Annotated in this window: 14 protein-coding genes; 8 read left to right on the top strand and 6 right to left on the bottom strand. The window is 73.5% G+C overall.

From position 1 onward, the window contains the following. Positions 1 to 50 precede the first annotated feature (50 nt). Positions 51 to 1,397, bottom strand: coding sequence for a hypothetical protein (locus ACZ6ZN_RS00170; protein ID WP_469641882.1), 1,347 nt, complete (start codon positions 1,395 to 1,397; stop codon positions 51 to 53). A gap of 176 nt (positions 1,398 to 1,573) precedes the next feature. Between ACZ6ZN_RS00170 and ACZ6ZN_RS00165 the strand changes: the two genes are divergently transcribed. The 3 genes from ACZ6ZN_RS00165 to ACZ6ZN_RS00155 are packed head-to-tail and all read left to right on the top strand — an operon-like array spanning position 1,574 to position 4,256. After that, the gene (locus tag ACZ6ZN_RS00165) at positions 1,574 to 2,710 is read left to right on the top strand and encodes a molybdopterin-dependent oxidoreductase (RefSeq protein WP_469641880.1); all 1,137 of its coding nucleotides are present in this window, start codon (positions 1,574 to 1,576) and stop codon (positions 2,708 to 2,710) included. Further along, on the top strand, positions 2,707 to 3,150 hold the full coding sequence (locus tag ACZ6ZN_RS00160; RefSeq protein WP_451879010.1) for a hypothetical protein: 444 nt from the start codon (positions 2,707 to 2,709) through the stop codon (positions 3,148 to 3,150). The genes ACZ6ZN_RS00165 and ACZ6ZN_RS00160 overlap by 4 nt, the downstream gene beginning before the upstream one ends. A gap of 53 nt (positions 3,151 to 3,203) precedes the next feature. After that, a complete protein-coding gene (locus ACZ6ZN_RS00155) occupies positions 3,204 to 4,256 on the top strand; it encodes an NAD-dependent epimerase/dehydratase family protein (protein WP_469641878.1) in 1,053 nt (350 codons plus the stop codon). A gap of 61 nt (positions 4,257 to 4,317) precedes the next feature. Here the strand turns inward: ACZ6ZN_RS00155 and ACZ6ZN_RS00150 are convergent, their stop codons facing one another. Continuing rightward, entirely contained in the window at positions 4,318 to 5,430 is a 1,113-nt protein-coding gene (locus tag ACZ6ZN_RS00150; protein ID WP_469641876.1) for a sensor histidine kinase, read from the bottom strand. After that, positions 5,420 to 6,142 carry a response regulator transcription factor gene (locus ACZ6ZN_RS00145; RefSeq protein WP_469641874.1) on the bottom strand — a complete coding sequence of 241 codons (723 nt, stop codon included), beginning with the start codon at positions 6,140 to 6,142 and terminating at the stop codon, positions 5,420 to 5,422. The genes ACZ6ZN_RS00150 and ACZ6ZN_RS00145 overlap by 11 nt, the downstream gene beginning before the upstream one ends. 146 nt (positions 6,143 to 6,288) lie before the next feature. Between ACZ6ZN_RS00145 and ACZ6ZN_RS00140 the strand changes: the two genes are divergently transcribed. The 3 genes from ACZ6ZN_RS00140 to ACZ6ZN_RS00130 are packed head-to-tail and all read left to right on the top strand — an operon-like array spanning position 6,289 to position 8,413. Then, positions 6,289 to 7,005, top strand: a complete 717-nt coding sequence (locus ACZ6ZN_RS00140) for a glycosyltransferase family 2 protein (RefSeq protein ID WP_469643882.1) — start codon at positions 6,289 to 6,291, stop codon at positions 7,003 to 7,005. After that, positions 7,002 to 7,637, top strand: coding sequence for a TIGR04282 family arsenosugar biosynthesis glycosyltransferase (locus tag ACZ6ZN_RS00135; protein ID WP_469641872.1), 636 nt, complete (start codon positions 7,002 to 7,004; stop codon positions 7,635 to 7,637). Before ACZ6ZN_RS00140 ends, ACZ6ZN_RS00135 begins: the two co-directional genes overlap by 4 nt. After that, positions 7,634 to 8,413 (top strand): class I SAM-dependent methyltransferase, encoded by a 780-nt coding sequence (locus ACZ6ZN_RS00130; protein ID WP_469641870.1) that lies wholly within the window; start codon positions 7,634 to 7,636, stop codon positions 8,411 to 8,413. The genes ACZ6ZN_RS00135 and ACZ6ZN_RS00130 overlap by 4 nt, the downstream gene beginning before the upstream one ends. A 37-nt stretch (positions 8,414 to 8,450) precedes the next feature. Here ACZ6ZN_RS00130 and ACZ6ZN_RS00125 read toward each other — a convergent pair whose 3' ends face one another. From ACZ6ZN_RS00125 to ACZ6ZN_RS00115, 3 genes are all read right to left on the bottom strand, one after another. Further along, positions 8,451 to 10,763 (bottom strand): FdhF/YdeP family oxidoreductase, encoded by a 2,313-nt coding sequence (locus ACZ6ZN_RS00125; RefSeq protein WP_469641868.1) that lies wholly within the window; start codon positions 10,761 to 10,763, stop codon positions 8,451 to 8,453. Between the two features lie 38 nt (positions 10,764 to 10,801). Then, a complete protein-coding gene (locus ACZ6ZN_RS00120) occupies positions 10,802 to 11,422 on the bottom strand; it encodes an SRPBCC family protein (RefSeq protein ID WP_469641866.1) in 621 nt (206 codons plus the stop codon). 266 nt (positions 11,423 to 11,688) lie between these two features. Further along, positions 11,689 to 12,675 (bottom strand): hypothetical protein, encoded by a 987-nt coding sequence (locus ACZ6ZN_RS00115; protein ID WP_451879002.1) that lies wholly within the window; start codon positions 12,673 to 12,675, stop codon positions 11,689 to 11,691. A gap of 29 nt (positions 12,676 to 12,704) precedes the next feature. Here ACZ6ZN_RS00115 and ACZ6ZN_RS00110 point away from each other — a divergent pair, with 29 nt between their 5' ends. Together ACZ6ZN_RS00110 and ACZ6ZN_RS00105 are read left to right on the top strand one after the other, a co-directional pair. Further along, on the top strand, positions 12,705 to 13,871 hold the full coding sequence (locus tag ACZ6ZN_RS00110; RefSeq protein WP_451879001.1) for a CapA family protein: 1,167 nt from the start codon (positions 12,705 to 12,707) through the stop codon (positions 13,869 to 13,871). Positions 13,872 to 14,081: 210 nt separating this feature from the next. Beyond that, the gene (locus ACZ6ZN_RS00105) at positions 14,082 to 16,346 is read left to right on the top strand and encodes a HAMP domain-containing protein (RefSeq protein WP_469643880.1); all 2,265 of its coding nucleotides are present in this window, start codon (positions 14,082 to 14,084) and stop codon (positions 16,344 to 16,346) included. The last annotated feature ends 6 nt before the right edge of the window (positions 16,347 to 16,352 follow it).

The following is a 16,352-nucleotide window of genomic DNA, read 5'->3' as shown; positions in this document are numbered from 1 at the left end:
TGGCCCGCAGGCTACCGGACCGGTGCCGGTCGAGGCATCCCGGTTGTGCCTCACCAACCGGTGTGCAGCAGGTGGTTGACGGCCAGGGCGACGAGCACCTGGGCGCACAGCCAGCCGCGCGCCCTCGTCAGGTAGGCGCACGCGGGCAGCAGCCACATCGCGAACGGCAGCCAGATGCGTTCGGTCTCCGCCTTGCTCATGCCGGACAGGTCGGCGACGAGGAGGGCGAGGCACGCGGCACCGACCACGAGCGCCAGCCGCGCCCGAGCCGTGCCCTGGGACGAGGGCCCCTCCCGCCGCAGCCGGGCGGGCACACCGGCGGCCCGGGCCAGGCCCGCGGAGGTGGCGAGCCCGGTGATGACGACCGTGCAGGCGAGGTTCGCCCACACCCAGTAGCCGTACGGGCGGACCCCGCCCGCCCCCTGGTAGTACCGCGTGACGAGCAGCCGGTACGCCTCCCACCAGTCGAAGCCGGCCAGGGTGAACAGCGTGGGGACGACCGCCGCGCCCGCCGCGAGGGCCGGCCACAGCGCGGGCCGGGCCCGCAGCCCGCGACGCCCGAGGAACAGCACGCTCGCGGCGATCGGGGCGAACAGGGTCAGGCCGTAGGAGAGGTAGCAGGTGAGGCCGAACAGCAGCCCGGAGACGGCGGCCGCCCCGCACGAGCGCCTGGTGACGGCCACGGCGAGCAGGGCGACGGCCCACGCGGCCACCCCCGCGAAGTAGGCGTCGGCCGACGTGCCCATCCACACGGCGGCCGGGGCGAGGACCACGAAGGGGGCCGCCCGGCGGGCGAGGTCTTCCGAGGCAAGTGCGCGCACGGCGACCAGGACCGCCGCACCGGCACTGGCGCCCACGGTGATGCACCACGCCCCGGCCCAGCCGCCCCCGTGCAGACCCACCCTGTCCAGCAGGACGAAGGTCAGGGTGGCCGCGGGCGGATGGCCGGCGACATGGGCGGGCCAGTTGTCGGGGGAGTGCAGCAGGATGTGCTCGGTGAAGCCGCCCAACGCCGCCGGGATGTCGTGGAAGCGGTCGACGACCTGCAGGTACTCGTGGCGGGTCGTGAGGCGCACGGCGACCCCGGCGTGCGGGCCGTCGATCAGCGCCAGGGACCAGATCCAGGCCACGGACGTCAGCCAGGCGCCCAGGGGCACGGCCCGCCACGGCAGGCGCGCCGCCACCCGCGGCCCGAACGTCACGCCGGCGACCGCCAGGAGGACGGCCGCCGGGGTGCCGGGGCCGAGGTGAGGGTCGAAGTCGGCCAGCAGCGGCGGCCAGCCGACCCGCAATGTGTCACGGAAGTCGTCGGTGTGCCGTCCGACCAGGACCGCCGCGGCGACCAGACCGGCGGCGAGAGCGGCGGAGCACAGATCACGAAGAGAGGCGCGGTTCACCGGCGCCACGCTAGATCGAGGTGTGCCGCACCGGGCGTGCACACCGGCAGACGTCAGAGGTCCGTAAGACACCCGTCCGGTACCCGTCCGCCCGTCGCCGCGCCGGGCGCAGACGTCCCCGCCCCGTAAGGATTTGCCCGTTCCGGCGCCCGTGCACAGGCAGTGGGATGGGAGGCATGAGACCACGCTTGCTCCCACCCCGGTTCGACGGCAGGCTCCACGACCCCCGTACGGCGACCGTGATCGGCCGCTGGCTCGGGGCCGCCTTCGTGCTGTGCTTCGTCACCGGGCTGATCAGTCACCTGATGCAGCACCCTCCGGCGTGGCTGCCCGGCTTCCCCAGCCGTCCCATCTGGGGGTACCGGGTCACCCAGGGCCTCCACGTCGCCTCGGGCATCGCCGCCGTTCCCCTGCTGCTCGCCAAGCTGTGGACCGTGTACCCGAGGCTGTTCGTCCGGCCGCCCGTGCGTTCGGCGCGCCACGGGCTGGAACGCCTGTCGGTCGGACTGCTGGTGGGCTCTGCCGTCCTGGAGGTGGGGACCGGACTGCTCAACACGGCCCAGTGGTACCCGTGGCCGTTCTCGTTCGTCCCCGTGCACTACGCCCTGGCCTGGGTGGTCACCGGATCCCTGGTCCTGCACATCGCGGTCAAGGCACCGCAGATCAGGGACCATTGGAGGCGGCGGTCGGCCGGCACGCTCGCTCTTCCCGCTCAGGACGCCTGGGACCGGCGCTCGTTGCTGACCGCCGTGGGGCTGGCGGCCGGCGCGGTGACGGTGACGACCGTCGGTCAGTCCTTCACCCCCCTCAAGGGCCTCGACCTTCTCGCTCCCCGTCACCCGGACAAGGGCCTGCAAGGACTGCCGGTCAACCGGACGGCCGCGGCGGCCGGCGTCGGGACGGTCGCCGCGGACGGCTACCGGCTCACGGTCGTCGGTCCCCGCCCCTTCGTCCTGACGCTGTCCGAGCTGCGCGGACTGCCGCAGTACGAGGCCGAGTTGCCCATCGCGTGCGTGGAAGGCTGGAGCAAGTCGGCGCACTGGGGCGGTGTGCGGATCGCCGACCTGCTGGAACGGGCGGGTGCGCCCGCCCACGCCCGCGTCCGCGTGATCTCCCTGCAGACCCGCGGGGGGTACCGGGTGTCCGAGCTGGACGTCGCGCACGCGCGCGATCCGCTGACCCTGCTCGCCCTGCGCCTCGACGGCGAGGAACTCGCCCCCGACCACGGCTTCCCGGCGCGTTTGATCGCACCGAACCGGCCGGGCGTCCTCCAGACCAAGTGGGTCGCCCGGCTGGAGGTGCTGGAGGCATGACGACGCGACTGCTGCGGCTCCTCACCGGCCTGCTCGGCCTGGCCCTGCTGGGGACGGGTGTGTCCCTGCTGCTGGAGGTGCGCGACCTGTCCGGCGTGGTGGTGTGGCTGGGGGGTGCCGTGCTGCTGCACGACGCTCTGATAGCGCCCGCGGTGCTGCTGATCGGCATGGTCGCGGTGCGCGGCGCGGCCCGCGGGGCCGTCCGGGGCGGCCTGCTGGTGGCCGGCGCGCTGACCGCGGTCGCCCTGCCGCCCCTGCTGCGCCCCGGGCCCCGCGGCAACCCCTCCGTGCTCCCGCTGGACTACCCGCGCAACTGGCTGCTCACCCTGCTGGGCGTGGCCGTGGTGACCGCGGTGCTCGTTGCCGTCCGCAGGGTGCGCCGCGGCCGGCGGGGGCCGCGACGCACAGGCGCAGGCGGCACAAGCCTTACGAACTCCTGACGCACCGGGCCGACGCACCCCGCGCGGCTCCCCGCAGCCGTACGGTCGCGGGCATGAACATCCTGGTCACCGGAGGCGCGGGCTTCATCGGCTCGCACATCGTCGACGCTCTGCTGCGCAACGGCGACGAGGTGCGGGTGCTCGACGCCCTGCTCCCCGCCGCCCACCACGTTCCGCCGGCGGTCCCCGACGGAGTCGACTTCCGCCGCGCCGACGTCCGCGACGCGGGGGCCGTCGCGGACGCGCTCGCCGGAGTGGACGCCGTCCTGCACCAGGCCGCGATGGTCGGGCTGGGCAAGGACCTCTCCGACGCCCCGGACTACGTCGCCTGCAACGATCTCGGCACGGCCGTCCTCCTGGCCGGCATGGCCGCGGCCGGCGTCGCGCACCTGGTCCTGGCCGGTTCCATGGTCGTCTACGGCGAAGGCCGCTACACCTGCCCGCGCCACGGCCACGTCCGGCCGGGCCCCCGGGTGGTGGGCGACCTGGAGGCGGGCCGGTTCGAACCGCCCTGCCCGCGGTGCGGCGCCCGGCTCGCCCCCGGGCCGGTCACCGAGGACGCTCCCACCGACCCGCGCAACGTCTACGCGGCGACCAAGCTGGCCCAGGAGCACCTCGCCGCCTCCTGGGCCCGGGCGACCGGCGGACGGGTGGCCGCCTTGCGCTACCACAACGTGTACGGGCCGGGGATGCCCCGGGACACGCCCTACGCGGGGGTGGCCTCGCTGTTCCGGTCCGCGCTGGAGAGGGGAGAGCCACCGCGCGTGTTCGAGGACGGCGGTCAGCTGCGGGACTTCGTCCACGTCCGGGACGTCGCCGCGGCGAACCTGGCGGCCCTCACGGGACTGCGCTCCCTCCCGGAGGGAACGGCGCGGGCCTACAACGTCGGCAGCGGAGAGCCGCACACGGTGGGTGAGGCCGCCGCCGCTCTCGCCGCCGCCCGCGGCGGGAGCCCGCCCGTGGTGACGGGCGAGTACCGGCTGGGCGACGTCCGGCACATCACCGCCTCCTCGCGGCGGCTGCGCGAGGAACTGCGGTGGACGCCGCACGTGCCGTTCACCCAGGGGATGACCGAGTTCGCCACCGCACCGCTGCGGGGCGACTGACCGGTCGACCGGACGGGGGGGGGGAGCGCCGCCCCGGCCGTGCGGCGGTGGCGGCGCGCCCTCAGGCGGTGGCGGGCAGACGCACCTCGAAGCGGCAGCCGCCGGGGACGTTGTGCACCGCCGCGCGACCGCGATGGGCCTCGACGATGCCGCGCACTATGGCCAGCCCGAGCCCCGCCCCGGCCGGGGGCGTACGGGCGTCGGTTCCCCGCCAGCCGGTGTCGAACACCCGGGGCAGATCCTCGGCCGGGATCCCCCCGCAGGCATCGGTCACCGCCAGGACGACGTCACCGGACTCCCGCCTGACGGAGACGGCGACCGTGCCGTCGGCCGGGGTGCGGTGGATCGCGTTGACCAGGAGATTGGTCAGCACCCGGGTCATCTCACGGCCGTCCACCTCGACGGGAACGGGCTCGACGCCGTCGCCCACCAGCCGCACCCCGTGCTCCTCGGCCAGGGCACCCGCGCCGGCCAGCGCGTCGTCGACGAGGTCGTACACCGACATCCGGGTCGTGCTCAGCGTCAGCACCCCGGCCTGGATGCGGGAGAGCTCGAAGAGGTCGCCGACCATCTCGCTCAGGCGCCCCACCTCCGCGCGCATCCGGGCGTGGTACACGTGCGGGTCGGCGACCATTCCGTCCTCCAGCGCCTCGGTCATCGCCTGGAGACCCGCCAGTGGAGTGCGCAGATCGTGCGAGATCCAGGCGACCAGCTCACGGCGGGACTCCTCCAGGGCGCGTTCCCGTTCCCGCGAGGCGCGCAGCCTCGCGCTGGTCTCGGCCAGTTCCCGGCCCAGTTCGGCGAGTTCCGCGGTGGGCGCGGCAGCCGGCGGGGTGAAGACGCCCTCCTCACCGAGCGTGCGGGTGGCCCGTGCCAGCGCCCGGCTGCCGCGCACGACACTCCGCCCCAGGACGAGGGCGACGATCAGCGAGACGACGGCGGCGATCGAGCAGACCGTCGTCACGACCCACAGGTCGTGGTCGGACAGCAGCATCGCCCAGGCCACGAGCATCGTTCCGGCGAGCATCGCCACGACCGTGACACCGGCGACGACGGCGAGCGACACCGTCAGGGACCGGTGGCGCAGCAGCCGCAGCACCACCGTGCCCAGCACACCGGCACCGACCGCGCCGATCGTCGCGTACAGGACGATCAGCAACGTGTCACGCCACATCGTGAGCTCCTCCCGCCGGATCCGCGTCGAAGCGGTAGCCGACGCCCCACACGGTGCTGATCAGCCGCGGCCGTGCCGGATCGTCCTCGATCTTCGCCCGCAGCCGCCGCACATGGACGGTGACCGTGGACAGGTCCCCGAACTCCCATCCCCACACGCGGTGCATGAGGTCCTCGCGGCTCGTGGCCTGCCCGGGATGGCGCAGGAAGTACTCCAGCAGGTCGAACTCGCGCAAAGTCAAAGGGAGTTCACGCCCCCGCAGCCGGGCGCGGCGGGCCGACGGATCCAGGACGAGCGCACCGGCGCGCATCTCGTGGGCGGGGCCACCGTCACGGCCCGCGGTGTGCGCGGTCGCGGCCCTGCGCAGTACGGACTGCACGCGCAGGACGAGTTCACGGGGGCTGAAGGGCTTGGTGACGTAGTCGTCCGCCCCGATCTCCAGGCCGAGGATGCGGTCCTCCTCGTCACCGCGCGCGGTCAGCATGATGACGGGTACCGGGCCGCGCCCGCGGATGAGGCGGCACACCTCGAAGCCGTCCATGCCGGGCAGCATCAGATCGAGCACCACCAGGTCCGGCAGTTCGGCGGAGACGGCCGCGACCGCTGCCGGACCGTCCGTGGCCGCGGTGACGGCCAGGCCGGCCTGGGTCAGGTACGAGGCGACGACTTCCACGATGGTCGGGTCGTCGTCGACGACCAGTACACGTTTCACGGCTACGAGTCTGGCACCGCATCGGCCGGCCGTGCCGCGGGCCGGGCGCAGACGTCAGCAAACGGTAAGCAGGGCGCGGACGTCAGCGATCCGTAAGGCACCGAGATCCTTTATGCCCCTTTTGCGTTCGTAGGGTGAGTCACGTGATCGACGAATCCCCGACCTCCCCCGCCCCTGTCGACGTGGTGCTGCCCTGCCTGGACGAAGCGGCGGCCCTGCCCTGGGTGCTGAGCCGGATCCCCCGCCACTGGCGCGCGATCGTGGTCGACAACGGCAGCACCGACCGCTCCGCCGAGACCGCCCGGGCCCACGGAGCGCACGTGGTCGGCGAACCACTCCGCGGGTTCGGCGCCGCCTGCCACGCCGGGCTGGCCGCGGCCACGGCCGACATCGTCTGCTTCTGCGACTGCGACGCCTCCCTCGACCCGGCCCTGCTGCCCGAGCTCGTCGCCCTGCTGACCGCGGGCAGCGCCGACCTGGTCCTCGGACGGCGGCGCCCCACCACCTTCCGCGCCTGGCCCCCGCACGCCCGCCTGGCCAACGCCGAGCTCGCCCGCCTGATCCGCCGCCGCACCGGCCTGCCCCTGTACGATCTGGGCCCCCTGCGCGCGGCCCGCCGCCGCGACCTGCTGGCGCTGGACCTGACCGACCGGCGCTCCGGATACCCCCTCCAGATGGTGGTCCGCGCGGCCGACGCCGGCTGGCGCGTGCGGGAGACGGACGTCCCGTACCATCCGCGCACCGGGCGCTCCAAGGTCACCGGAACCTGGCGCGGCACCTGGCAGGCCGTCCGGGACATGCGCCGCGTCCTGGACGAAGGCCCTGCGGCGGTCACGGCGCGCGACGGGGGAGGCGCACGGTGAATCCGCCGACCCTGCTGGTGATCGCCAAGGAGCCCCTGCCGGGCCGCGTCAAGACACGGCTCACCCCGGCGTTCAGCCCCGCACAGGCCGCCGCGTTGGCCGAGGCGGCGCTGGCCGACACCCTGCGCACGCTGGCCGGCGTCCCCGCGGCGCGCCGGGTGCTCGTTCTCGACGGCGCGCCGGGACCGTGGCTGCCGGCCGGTTTCGACGTCGTCCCGCAGGCCCGCGGACCCCTGGACGAGCGGATCGCCGCCGCGTTCAGCGGATGCCGGTCCGGTCCGGCGATCCTGGTGGGTATGGACACACCCCAGCTGACGTCCGACCTGCTCACCCGCATCACCTGGGACGGCACCGACGCCTGGTTCGGACCGGCGGCCGACGGCGGCTTCTGGGCCCTGGGGCTCAGGACGCCGGCGCGGGCCGATCACCTGGTCAGGGGAGTGCCCATGTCCACGCCCCACACCGGGGCCCGCCAGCGGCGACGTCTTCTCGACGCCGGCCTCGTGGTACGGGATCTGCCGATGCTGCGGGACGTCGACACCGCCGAGGACGCCCGTCACGTCGCCACCCTCTGTCCCCCGGACTCCCACTTCGCCGCGGCGCTGCGCGCGCTGCCCCGGGCCGTCCGGTGACCGGCCCGGACGCCCCGCCCCTGCGCCCCGGACGTCCGGCTCCCCTCGTCGGGCAGGCACCCCCGAGGGCGCTGAGCACCGTCCCCCCGGCACAGCGCCGGCCGTGGATCGACGACCCCTACGACGCCGCCCTCCGCGCCGGCCGGGGCCCGCTCTTCCTGCGCTCCCTCACCGACGCCGCCGCCGGCCGGGAGCGCCTGCTGCCGCTGGACGTCGAACGCTGGTGCGCACCACCGGACGCGGCGGACCTGAGCGTCCTGCGCCGCTGCCGAGGTCCCGTCCTGGACGTCGGCTGCGGGCCCGGGCGGCTCGTGGCCGCTCTCGCCGGGCGGGGCGTACCGGCACTCGGCATCGACGTGAGCCCCGCCGCCGTGGCCCGCACCCGCCGGCTGGGCGGCGCGGCCGTACGGCGTTCCGTCTTCGAGCGCGTGCCCGGAGAGGGACGGTGGTCCACGGTCCTGCTCCTGGACGGCAACGCGGGGATCGCCGGCGACCCGGTCACGCTGCTGGCCCGGATCGGCCGGGTCACGGCTCCCGGCGGGCTCCTCCTCGCCGAAGCGCTCGGCCGGGACGTCGACGAACGGCTGCTGGTGCGGATCGAGGACGCCCGGGGCCGGCACGGCCGGCCCTTCCCGTGGGCGCGTCTGGGTGTCGCCGCCCTGCACGACGCAGCACGTGCCGCCGGGTGGGCCGCCGTCGACCGGTGGGCCCTCGGGGGGCGTTGCTTCCTGGCCCTGCGCAACACCCGCACCGCCGTGCAGGGCACCGTTCCGTGACGGCGAACGCCCGGGTACCGGGCTCACCGGACCCGGGTCAGACCGGTGCGGGCCGGCTCCGGTCGCTCGCCGGTTCGAGGCGGACCACGATGCCCTTCGACGTGGGCTGGTTGCTGATGTCGGCGACACTGTCGAGCGGCACCAGGACGTTCGTCTCCGGGTAGTAGGCGGCGGCCGAGCCCTTGGCGGCCGGGTAGGGCACGACCTCGAAGTTCTCGGCCCGGCGCTCGGAGCCGTCCTCCCAGACGCTCACCAGGTCCACCTTGTCGCCCTGGGCGAGACCCAGTTCACGCAGGTCGGCCGGGTTGACGAGGACGACGTGGCGACTGCCGTGGATGCCGCGGTACCGGTCGTTGTCGGTGTAGGGGACGGTGTTCCACTGGTCGTGCGAGCGCAGCGTCTGGAGCAGCAGGTGCCCTTCGGGGGCCCGGGGGACCACCGGCTCGTTGCAGGTGAACAGGGCCTTGTCGACCTTGGTCTTGAACACGCCCTCGTTGACCGGGTTGGGCAGCTGGAAGCCTCCCGGGCGGGTCACCCGGGCGTTGAAGTCGTGGAAGCCCGGCACGATCCGGGAGATGCTGTCGCGGATGGTGTGGTAGTCGCCCTCGAACTCGGCCCAGGGGATGTCCGCCGTGCCGTCGAGGGTCAGCCGGGCGAGCCGGCACAGGATGGCGACCTCGCTCAGCAGCATGCGCGAGGCCGGTTCGAGCCGTCCCTGCGACGTGTGCACCTCGCTCATGGAGTTCTCCACGGTGACGAACTGCTCGCCGTCGGCTTGGACGTCGCGCTCGGTGCGTCCCAGGGTCGGCAGGATCAGCGCGGTGTCGCCGCAGACGGTGTGCGAGCGGTTCAGCTTGGTGGAGATGTGGGCGGTCAGCCGGCACGAGCGCATCGCCTTCTCGGTGACCTCGCTGTCGGGCGCGGCGCGCACGAAGTTCCCGGCCAGGGCGAGGAAGACCTTGACGCGGCCCTGGAGCATCGCCTTGATCGAGTTCACCGAGTCCAGGCCGTGCGCGCGCGGCGGGTCGAAGCCGAACTCCTGCTGCAGGGCGTCCAGGAAGGTGTTCGGCATCTGCTCCCAGATGCCCATGGTGCGGTCGCCCTGGACGTTGCTGTGGCCGCGCACCGGGCATGCACCGGTTCCGGCACGTCCCAGATTGCCGCGCAGCAGGAGGAAGTTGACGATCTCCCGGATGGTGGGCACGCCGTGCTTGTGCTGGGTGATGCCCATCGCCCAGCAGACGATGACGCGTTCGCTCCTCAGGACCTCGTCGCGGACCTTCTCGATCTCCTCGCGGGTCAGTCCCGTCGCCGCGTGCACGTCGTCCCAGTCGACGTTCCGGGCGTGCCGGGCGAACTCCTCGAAGCCGGCGGTGTGGGCCTCGATGAAGTCGTGGTCGAGGACCGTGCCGGGACGGGCGTCCTCCGCCTCCAGCAGCAGCAGGTTCAGGGCCTGGAACAGGGCGAGGTCGCCACCCGGCTTGATGTGCAGGAAGGCGTCGGCGATCTGCGTGCCGCGTCCGACGATCCCGCTGGGCTTCTGCGGGTTCTTGAAGCGCCGCAGTCCCGCCTCCGGCAGCGGGTTCACCGCCACGATGCGGCCGCCGTTGCGCTTGGCCTCCTCCAGGGCGCTGAGCTGCCGCGGGTGGTTGCTGCCCGGGTTCTGGCCGACCAGGAAGATCAGGTCCGCGTGGTGGAGGTCCTCCAGGCTCACGGTGCCCTTGCCGACGCCCAGGGTCTCGCTCAGGGCGAAGCCGCTGGACTCGTGGCACATGTTGCTGCAGTCGGGCAGGTTGTTGGTGCCGAAGGCCCGGGCGAACAGCTGGAAGACGAACGCCGCCTCGTTGCTGGCGCGGCCGGAGGTGTAGAAGACGGCCTCGTCGGGCGAGTCCAGTCCCCGCAGCTCCTGCGCGAGGACCCCCAGGGCGTCGCTCCAGCCGATGGGCTCGTAGTGGTCCGACCCGGGCCGCTTGATCATCGGCTCGGTGAGCCGGCCCTGCTGGTTGAGCCACTTGTCGGACCGGGCGGCCAGATCGCTCACGCTGTGCTCGCGGAAGAAGTCGGCGGTGATCCGGCGCCTGGTGGCCTCGTCGTTGATGTGCTTCGCGCCGTTCTCGCAGTACTCGTTGCGATGGCGCCGGCCCGGGGCGGGGTCCGCCCACGCGCAGCCGGGGCAGTCGATCCCGCCCACCTGGTTCATGGTCAGCAGGTCCACGCCGGTCCTGCGCGGGGAGGTCTGCTCCAGGGAGTACTCCAGTGCGTGCACGACCGCGGGAACTCCGGCCGCCCACTTCTTCGGCGGTGTCACGGAGAGGGAGGTCTCGCGCTCCTCACCGGGCGGGTTCTGCATCGCTGTGCGCCTTTCTCTCGCCGTGTCCGGTACGCGGGTCAGCCGACGGGCCACTGGGCGACACGGCTCCGGGGCGGTTCCGGGGTGTCGTGCTGGACGCGGCCGTTGCGGATGGTGCCGCGCCAGGCGCCGCCTTCCTGGCCCAGTCCCTCGATGAAGTCCTTGAAGCGCCGCAGTTCCCCGCGCACCAGCCGGGCGGCCACGCCGGCCACCCGGGGGGACCGTCCGAGGACCCGCGCGGCCCCCCGGGGGTCGAGGAGCATCCGGACCGTGAGCGCGGTGCCGCCGGACTCCGTCGGCCTGAACTCGACCTCGCCCTGATGGGTGGGGTGCTGCTCCAGCCCCCGCCAGGCCAGGTAGGAGTCGGGGTCCTGCTCCACGATCTCGACCGCGAAGCGGTGGCGCAGGGGACCGTAGCCGAGGGTCCACGCGGTGACGGTGGGCCGGAGCTGCTCGACGTCGCGCACCACGGCCGAGAAGCGCGGGAAGGTCTTGAACTGCGTCCACTGGTTGTAGGCCGTACGGACCGGCACCGCGAGCTCGACCGTCTCCTCGACGTGCCGCTCGCGCAGCGGACGGCGGCGCGTGACGCCGCCGCCGTCGGTGCGCAGGCCCGGCGTGTTCGGCACGGCCTGCCCGCCGTCGTCTTCGTGCGCCATCGTGGTCTCTCTTCCGGTGAGGGAGCCGGGCGTCCGGGCACCCGGTTGCCGCTCGTGGGTCGGGGCTTCTCTTCCGGTTCCCCCATCGCGCGCATCGAGTCACCCCGGTGCGCCGGCGCCCCGTGCGGTCCCGGTGGCGAGAGCGTCACCTCAAGCTTCACCCCCGGCGCGGCCCCCCGCCACTCACTGCGACCCGGCCCGGCCGGGGAAGCCGCCTCGACCGCTGTCGGCGGTGCGGGGACGGCGAAGGCCCGGCTCCGCCGGCCTCAGTCCCGGGACCACGTGCTCAGCAGGTCGGCGAGTGCCCGGGCCGTCTCGTCGGCGTCCGGGCCGTCGTCGCGGGCGTCGGGTGACAGCTCCACGTGCAGGAAGGGGGCGTGGCGGCGTTCGGCCGAGCGGCCCTGGACGTTCCGGGTGCCCTCCAGCGGACACCGTGCCGACCAGCCGCGGCACACCCGTAGACCGTCCGCCTCCAGCCGGTCCGCCAGTGCCGAGGCCTCGCCGGACGCCTTCTGGGCCGCGCCCCCGGAGACGATGGCCTCGTACGGGCGATCGGAGGTCTGCGCGAAGCCGTGCAACTGGAGGCCCGGTACGCCGCGCTTCTGCAACTCGTCGACGACCGTGTGGAAGGCGCTGTCCTCGCTGTGCGCGACGTCCGCCTCACCCGCGCGGCCGGCCCGGCGGTGCGCACCGGCCAGGACCAGCGCACCGGACGGCTCCTCCTCCAGCAGCCGGACGCCCAGCTCCTCGGTGGCCCGGTCGGACACGGGGTGCGGCACCTGCACGTTCCAGCGCAGCGCCGAGTCCGCGGTCACGTACAGGCGGCCCCAGCTCGCGGCGTCCCCGGCGGACCGGGCGGCGGCGATCTCGTCGTAGCGGCGCCCGGAGTCGGTGTCGGTGAGACGGGTGACGGCGAGGCCGAGCGGGGCGAGCAGGCGCTGCGCCGCCGCGGCGTCCCCGTCGAGCAGGCGCCCCACACCCTCCGCGAGCCGCGCGCGCTCGTCGTCCCCGGGTGGCGTGTAGGCGGCGCCGGGCTCGAACCCGGCGGTGTAGTCCAGGATCCGGCTGCGGAGGTCGACGAGCTCCCGAGCGCGCGGAGCCGAGGGTTCCGTGCGGTCGGACGAAGCGGAGTCGCATGCTCCCAACGTCAGGATCAAAACCACCGGGGCGAAAATGCGAGCGAAACGTGATGTTCTTGTGATGGTAGAGATCGATTGGGGTGTGCGTGACGTGTGAGTATGTCGCGGTGACATTCCGTAAGTCTCTCCGTATAGGTCGCTCGGTGGCGGTTCTGGGTGCTTTGGCAGGCCTCGTCGCCTCCTGCACCTCCGAGCCGTCCGGGGCCCAGGTGAAGCCGGGCGGCCGCTCCTTCACCGTCGCCGCCGCCGGCGATGTGCTCATCCACCCCGAGCTGGTCGAACAGGCGGCCAAGGACGCCGAGAGGACCGGCAAGGGCCGGGCGGGGCTGGACTTCGGACCGCTGATGGCCGGGGTGAAGCCGGTCGTCAGCAAGGCCGATCTGGCCATCTGTCACATGGAGACGCCGGTCGGCACTCCCAAGGGCCCCTTCGAGGGGTACCCCGAGTTCCTCGTTCCGCCGCAGATCCTCACGTCCCTCAAGGACGTGGGGTACGACACCTGCTCGACGGCCTCCAATCACACCTACGACCACGGCCTCAAGGCCGTGAAGCGCACCCTGGACGCGATGGACGAGGTGGGTCTCGGCCACACCGGGTCCGCGCGCACGCCCGAGGAAGCGAAGCAGATCAACATCCGCGACGTCAACGGCGTCAAGGTCGCCCACCTCGCCTTTTCCTGGGAGTCCTTCCTCAACCCCACGCCCGAGAAGGAGCGCTGGGCCTTCAACCGGCTGAGCACCGACGCCATCGCGAAGGCCGAGACCCGGGCCCGGCAGAAGGGCGCCGAGGTCGTCATCCTCACGGTCCACTGGGGCCTGGAGCACTACAACGAACCGAGCGTGCCGCAGCTGGAGCTCGCCGAGCGGATCACCAAGGAGACCGGGGTCGACCTGGTGATCGGCCACCACTCCCACGTGGTGCAGCCCATCCAGAAGGTCAACGGCACCTGGATCGCCTACAGCCTCGGCAACCAGGTGGCCCGGCACTCCTCGCCGACCGGCCTCACCGAGGAGGGCGCGATCGGCTGGTTCGAGTTCAAGGAGACAGCCGACGGCTGGAACGTCAGCGCCCGCTACCGGACCACGCTGGTCGACATCCCGCCGGAGCTGGAGGCGGGGGAGAAGGCACCCGAGGGCGCGGTCGCCGACCACCGGGTGGTGGACGTGCAGGCGGCCCTGGACGACCCGGGTGACCTGTCCGAGGAGCGGCTCGCCCGCTACCGGCTGGCGGCCGACCGCACCCGCGGCTTCCTCTACAACCGGGGCGCCCCCGGCGGCGACGGCCTCCGGCAGCTCTCCCTGGGGACGTGACCAGCGACACAGGCGGATGTTGAGCGAGGAACCCAACCCTCGCGCGTGTCGAAGGTCATTTAAGGCGACGGCGTCTCACCCTCCGCGTCAGCGGTGGCTCCCGCGAGCGCCCGAGTAGTGAAGAGGCGAAGGAAACCACCGGTGACTTCAACCCAAGGCGCGCCGCGTCCCGGACGGGGCGGTCGGCGGCGCTTGCGCAGACGCGCGGACATGCCGCTGCTGGGCGGCGTACGCCCGCCGATCGCGCTGCTGTGCCTGCTGATCATCGCCCTGGCCGGGCTGACCGCCAAGGTGCTCGGCCCGGCCGGTGAGCCCGCCGTGCCCAAGGCGGTGCTGAACTCGCAGCAGCACTTCGCGGAGGACGGCGCGATCGCCCTGCGCGCGTCCATCGACGAGCGGGTCACCGACCTGAACCGCACCGCGGCCGTGCTGAACGACGGCAAGCCCGCCGATCCCGAGCGCGTGCTGTCCGACCTGAGCCGGACCTACCAGAAGTGGACCGGCACCACCGTGCTGGACCTGGAGAGCGGCAAGGTCCTGGCAGCCAGGGGTGAAACGATTCCTCTGGGCTGGCTGGACAAGGAGGTCCTCACCGGCCGGCACGCCCTCACCCCGCGCATGGTGCGGCTGGAGACCGGCGACGTGCGGCTGATGACCATGGCCCTGCTGGACCGGAAGGACGGACCGCAGCAGCTGCTCGTCGCCTCCAACAGCCTGTCCGTGCCCGCCATCAACCTGGGCCCGTTCCGCTCGATGGCCGTCGTCGCCCGCGGCGGCGAAGTCCTCGCCACGGAAGGCTTCGAGCAGGCCGAGGCGCTCAACTCGGACGCCGAACGCGACGAGCTGACCTTCCTGCAGAAGCAGATGAGCCGGCTGTCGGAGCAGGCCGCCGCCAGGACCGAGCAGAACCCCGTCAGCGCCCGCGAGCCCGGCTCCCACGGGTACCCCGGCGTCAGCGGCACCCTGCTGGGCGACTCCTACAACGGCCGGGTCGCCACCGCCGGTTACGCCTCCCTCGCCTCCGCCGACCCCGAGCAGCGCCGCAGCGTCGGCGCGGGACTCGGACTGACCGTGGTGGCCATGCTGCCCGTCGTGCAGGAACAGGCCGTCGGGCAGGAGCGGGAACTGTACGGGCTGGTCGCGGCCGGCGTCCTCGTGGTCGTCGGCCTGCTCGCCGCGGCCCTGCTCTGGCGGGCCGTGCAGCGGCCCCTGCTCGCGCTGTTCCTGGAGTCCCGCCGCCTGGCCCGCGGTGACCTGACCCGGCCCGTCGCCGTGCCCCGCTGGGGCGAGGCCGCCCGGGTCGGCGCCGCCCTGGAACGGCTGCGCGGACAGCTGTCCGGCACCGGCACCGGTCCCGCCGCCGGCGGCAAGGGCCGCCGGGGCCGGTTCGGACTGCGGGTGTCGCTGGCCGTCACGGCCGTCCTGCTGCTCCTGTGGTGCGTACCGGTGGGCCTGCTGCTCAACCGCACGGACGCCTCGGTGAGCGTGCCCAGCACCATGGTCAACGACCAGCGCGACCGCACCGACCTCGTCGCCGACCGAGTCCGCCGCGCCCTGAACGAGGCCCAGGCCGACCTCACCTCCATGACCCGCCTCATCGACCCGGACGACCCCGACGCCACCACCGACGTGCTCGACGACGCCGTGCGCAAGCACACCCGCTACGGCTCCCTGTACGTCGTGGACCCCGGCGGTGACGTCGTCGCGCGCGCCGGAGCCGAGCCGCACGGCGGCTGGGACGCGGACGCCGGGACGAAGGGCCAGGACGCCCCGCTCGTCCGCGTCACCGGCGAAGGCGGCAAGAAGCCCGTCGTCCAGGCCGGGGCACCCCTGCCCGAGCACAAGGGCCTGACGCTCGTCGGCGAGATCCGGGTGGAGTTCCTCAACTCGCTGCTCGCCCGGCCCGGACTCGGCGAGGTCCGGGTCGTCGACGCCGAGGCCAGGACCCTCGCCGCCAGCGACGGCTTCCTCGCCTTCGAGGACCTGCCGCGCGACTCCCTCACCGACCTCGTACGGGCCGGCGGGGTCAGGGTCGGCGCGGGCCCCGTGGAGAACGGGCTGCTCATTCGCGAGGGACGTGCCGTCACCGTCGCCGCCGCCGCGCCCTTCTCCGGCGGCGGCGTGGCCGCGGACATCGGCTGGACCGTCGTCAGCTGGCAGAACGCCAAGCACTTCGAGATCACCCCGTACGAGCGCGAGGACCGCAGCGTGCTCGCCGGGATGCTCGGGCTCGCCCTGATCGTGGTCTGCCTGGGCTGGATCCACCTGGTCGTCGTCCGCCCCCTGCGCGCCCTCGCCGACAGCGCCGAAAAGCTGGCAGACGGCGACCTCAAGACCGTGCTCTACCCCCGCTATCACGACGAGGTGGGGGCCGTCGTCCGCAGCCTCGAACTGGTCCGCCAGCAGTTGCAGGCCCGCAGGCAGAACCAGGCCCGCCGCAGTGCCGAGCCCCGGCTCGACGCCCGAGGAAGGTGACCGGCT

This window comes from Streptomyces sp. NPDC053665 (genome assembly GCF_055585285.1).
The sequence above is the reverse complement of the archived record's forward strand: the minus strand, read 5'-3'. Positions and strand labels throughout refer to the sequence as shown.

What these genes read in the sequence shown, in the direction of transcription:
- ACZ6ZN_RS00165 (WP_469641880.1), top strand. Translation starts at nt 1,574, where the DNA reads ATGAGACCACGCTTGCTCCCACCCCGGTTCGACGGCAGGCTCCACGAC.
- ACZ6ZN_RS00160 (WP_451879010.1), top strand. Translation starts at nt 2,707, where the DNA reads ATGACGACGCGACTGCTGCGGCTCCTCACCGGCCTGCTCGGCCTGGCC.
- ACZ6ZN_RS00155 (WP_469641878.1), top strand. Translation starts at nt 3,204, where the DNA reads ATGAACATCCTGGTCACCGGAGGCGCGGGCTTCATCGGCTCGCACATC.
- ACZ6ZN_RS00150 (WP_469641876.1), bottom strand. Translation starts at nt 5,430, where the DNA reads ATGTGGCGTGACACGTTGCTGATCGTCCTGTACGCGACGATCGGCGCG.
- ACZ6ZN_RS00125 (WP_469641868.1), bottom strand. Translation starts at nt 10,763, where the DNA reads ATGCAGAACCCGCCCGGTGAGGAGCGCGAGACCTCCCTCTCCGTGACA.
- ACZ6ZN_RS00120 (WP_469641866.1), bottom strand. Translation starts at nt 11,422, where the DNA reads ATGGCGCACGAAGACGACGGCGGGCAGGCCGTGCCGAACACGCCGGGC.
- ACZ6ZN_RS00115 (WP_451879002.1), bottom strand. Translation starts at nt 12,675, where the DNA reads ATGTCACCGCGACATACTCACACGTCACGCACACCCCAATCGATCTCT.
- ACZ6ZN_RS00105 (WP_469643880.1), top strand. Translation starts at nt 14,082, where the DNA reads ATGCCGCTGCTGGGCGGCGTACGCCCGCCGATCGCGCTGCTGTGCCTG.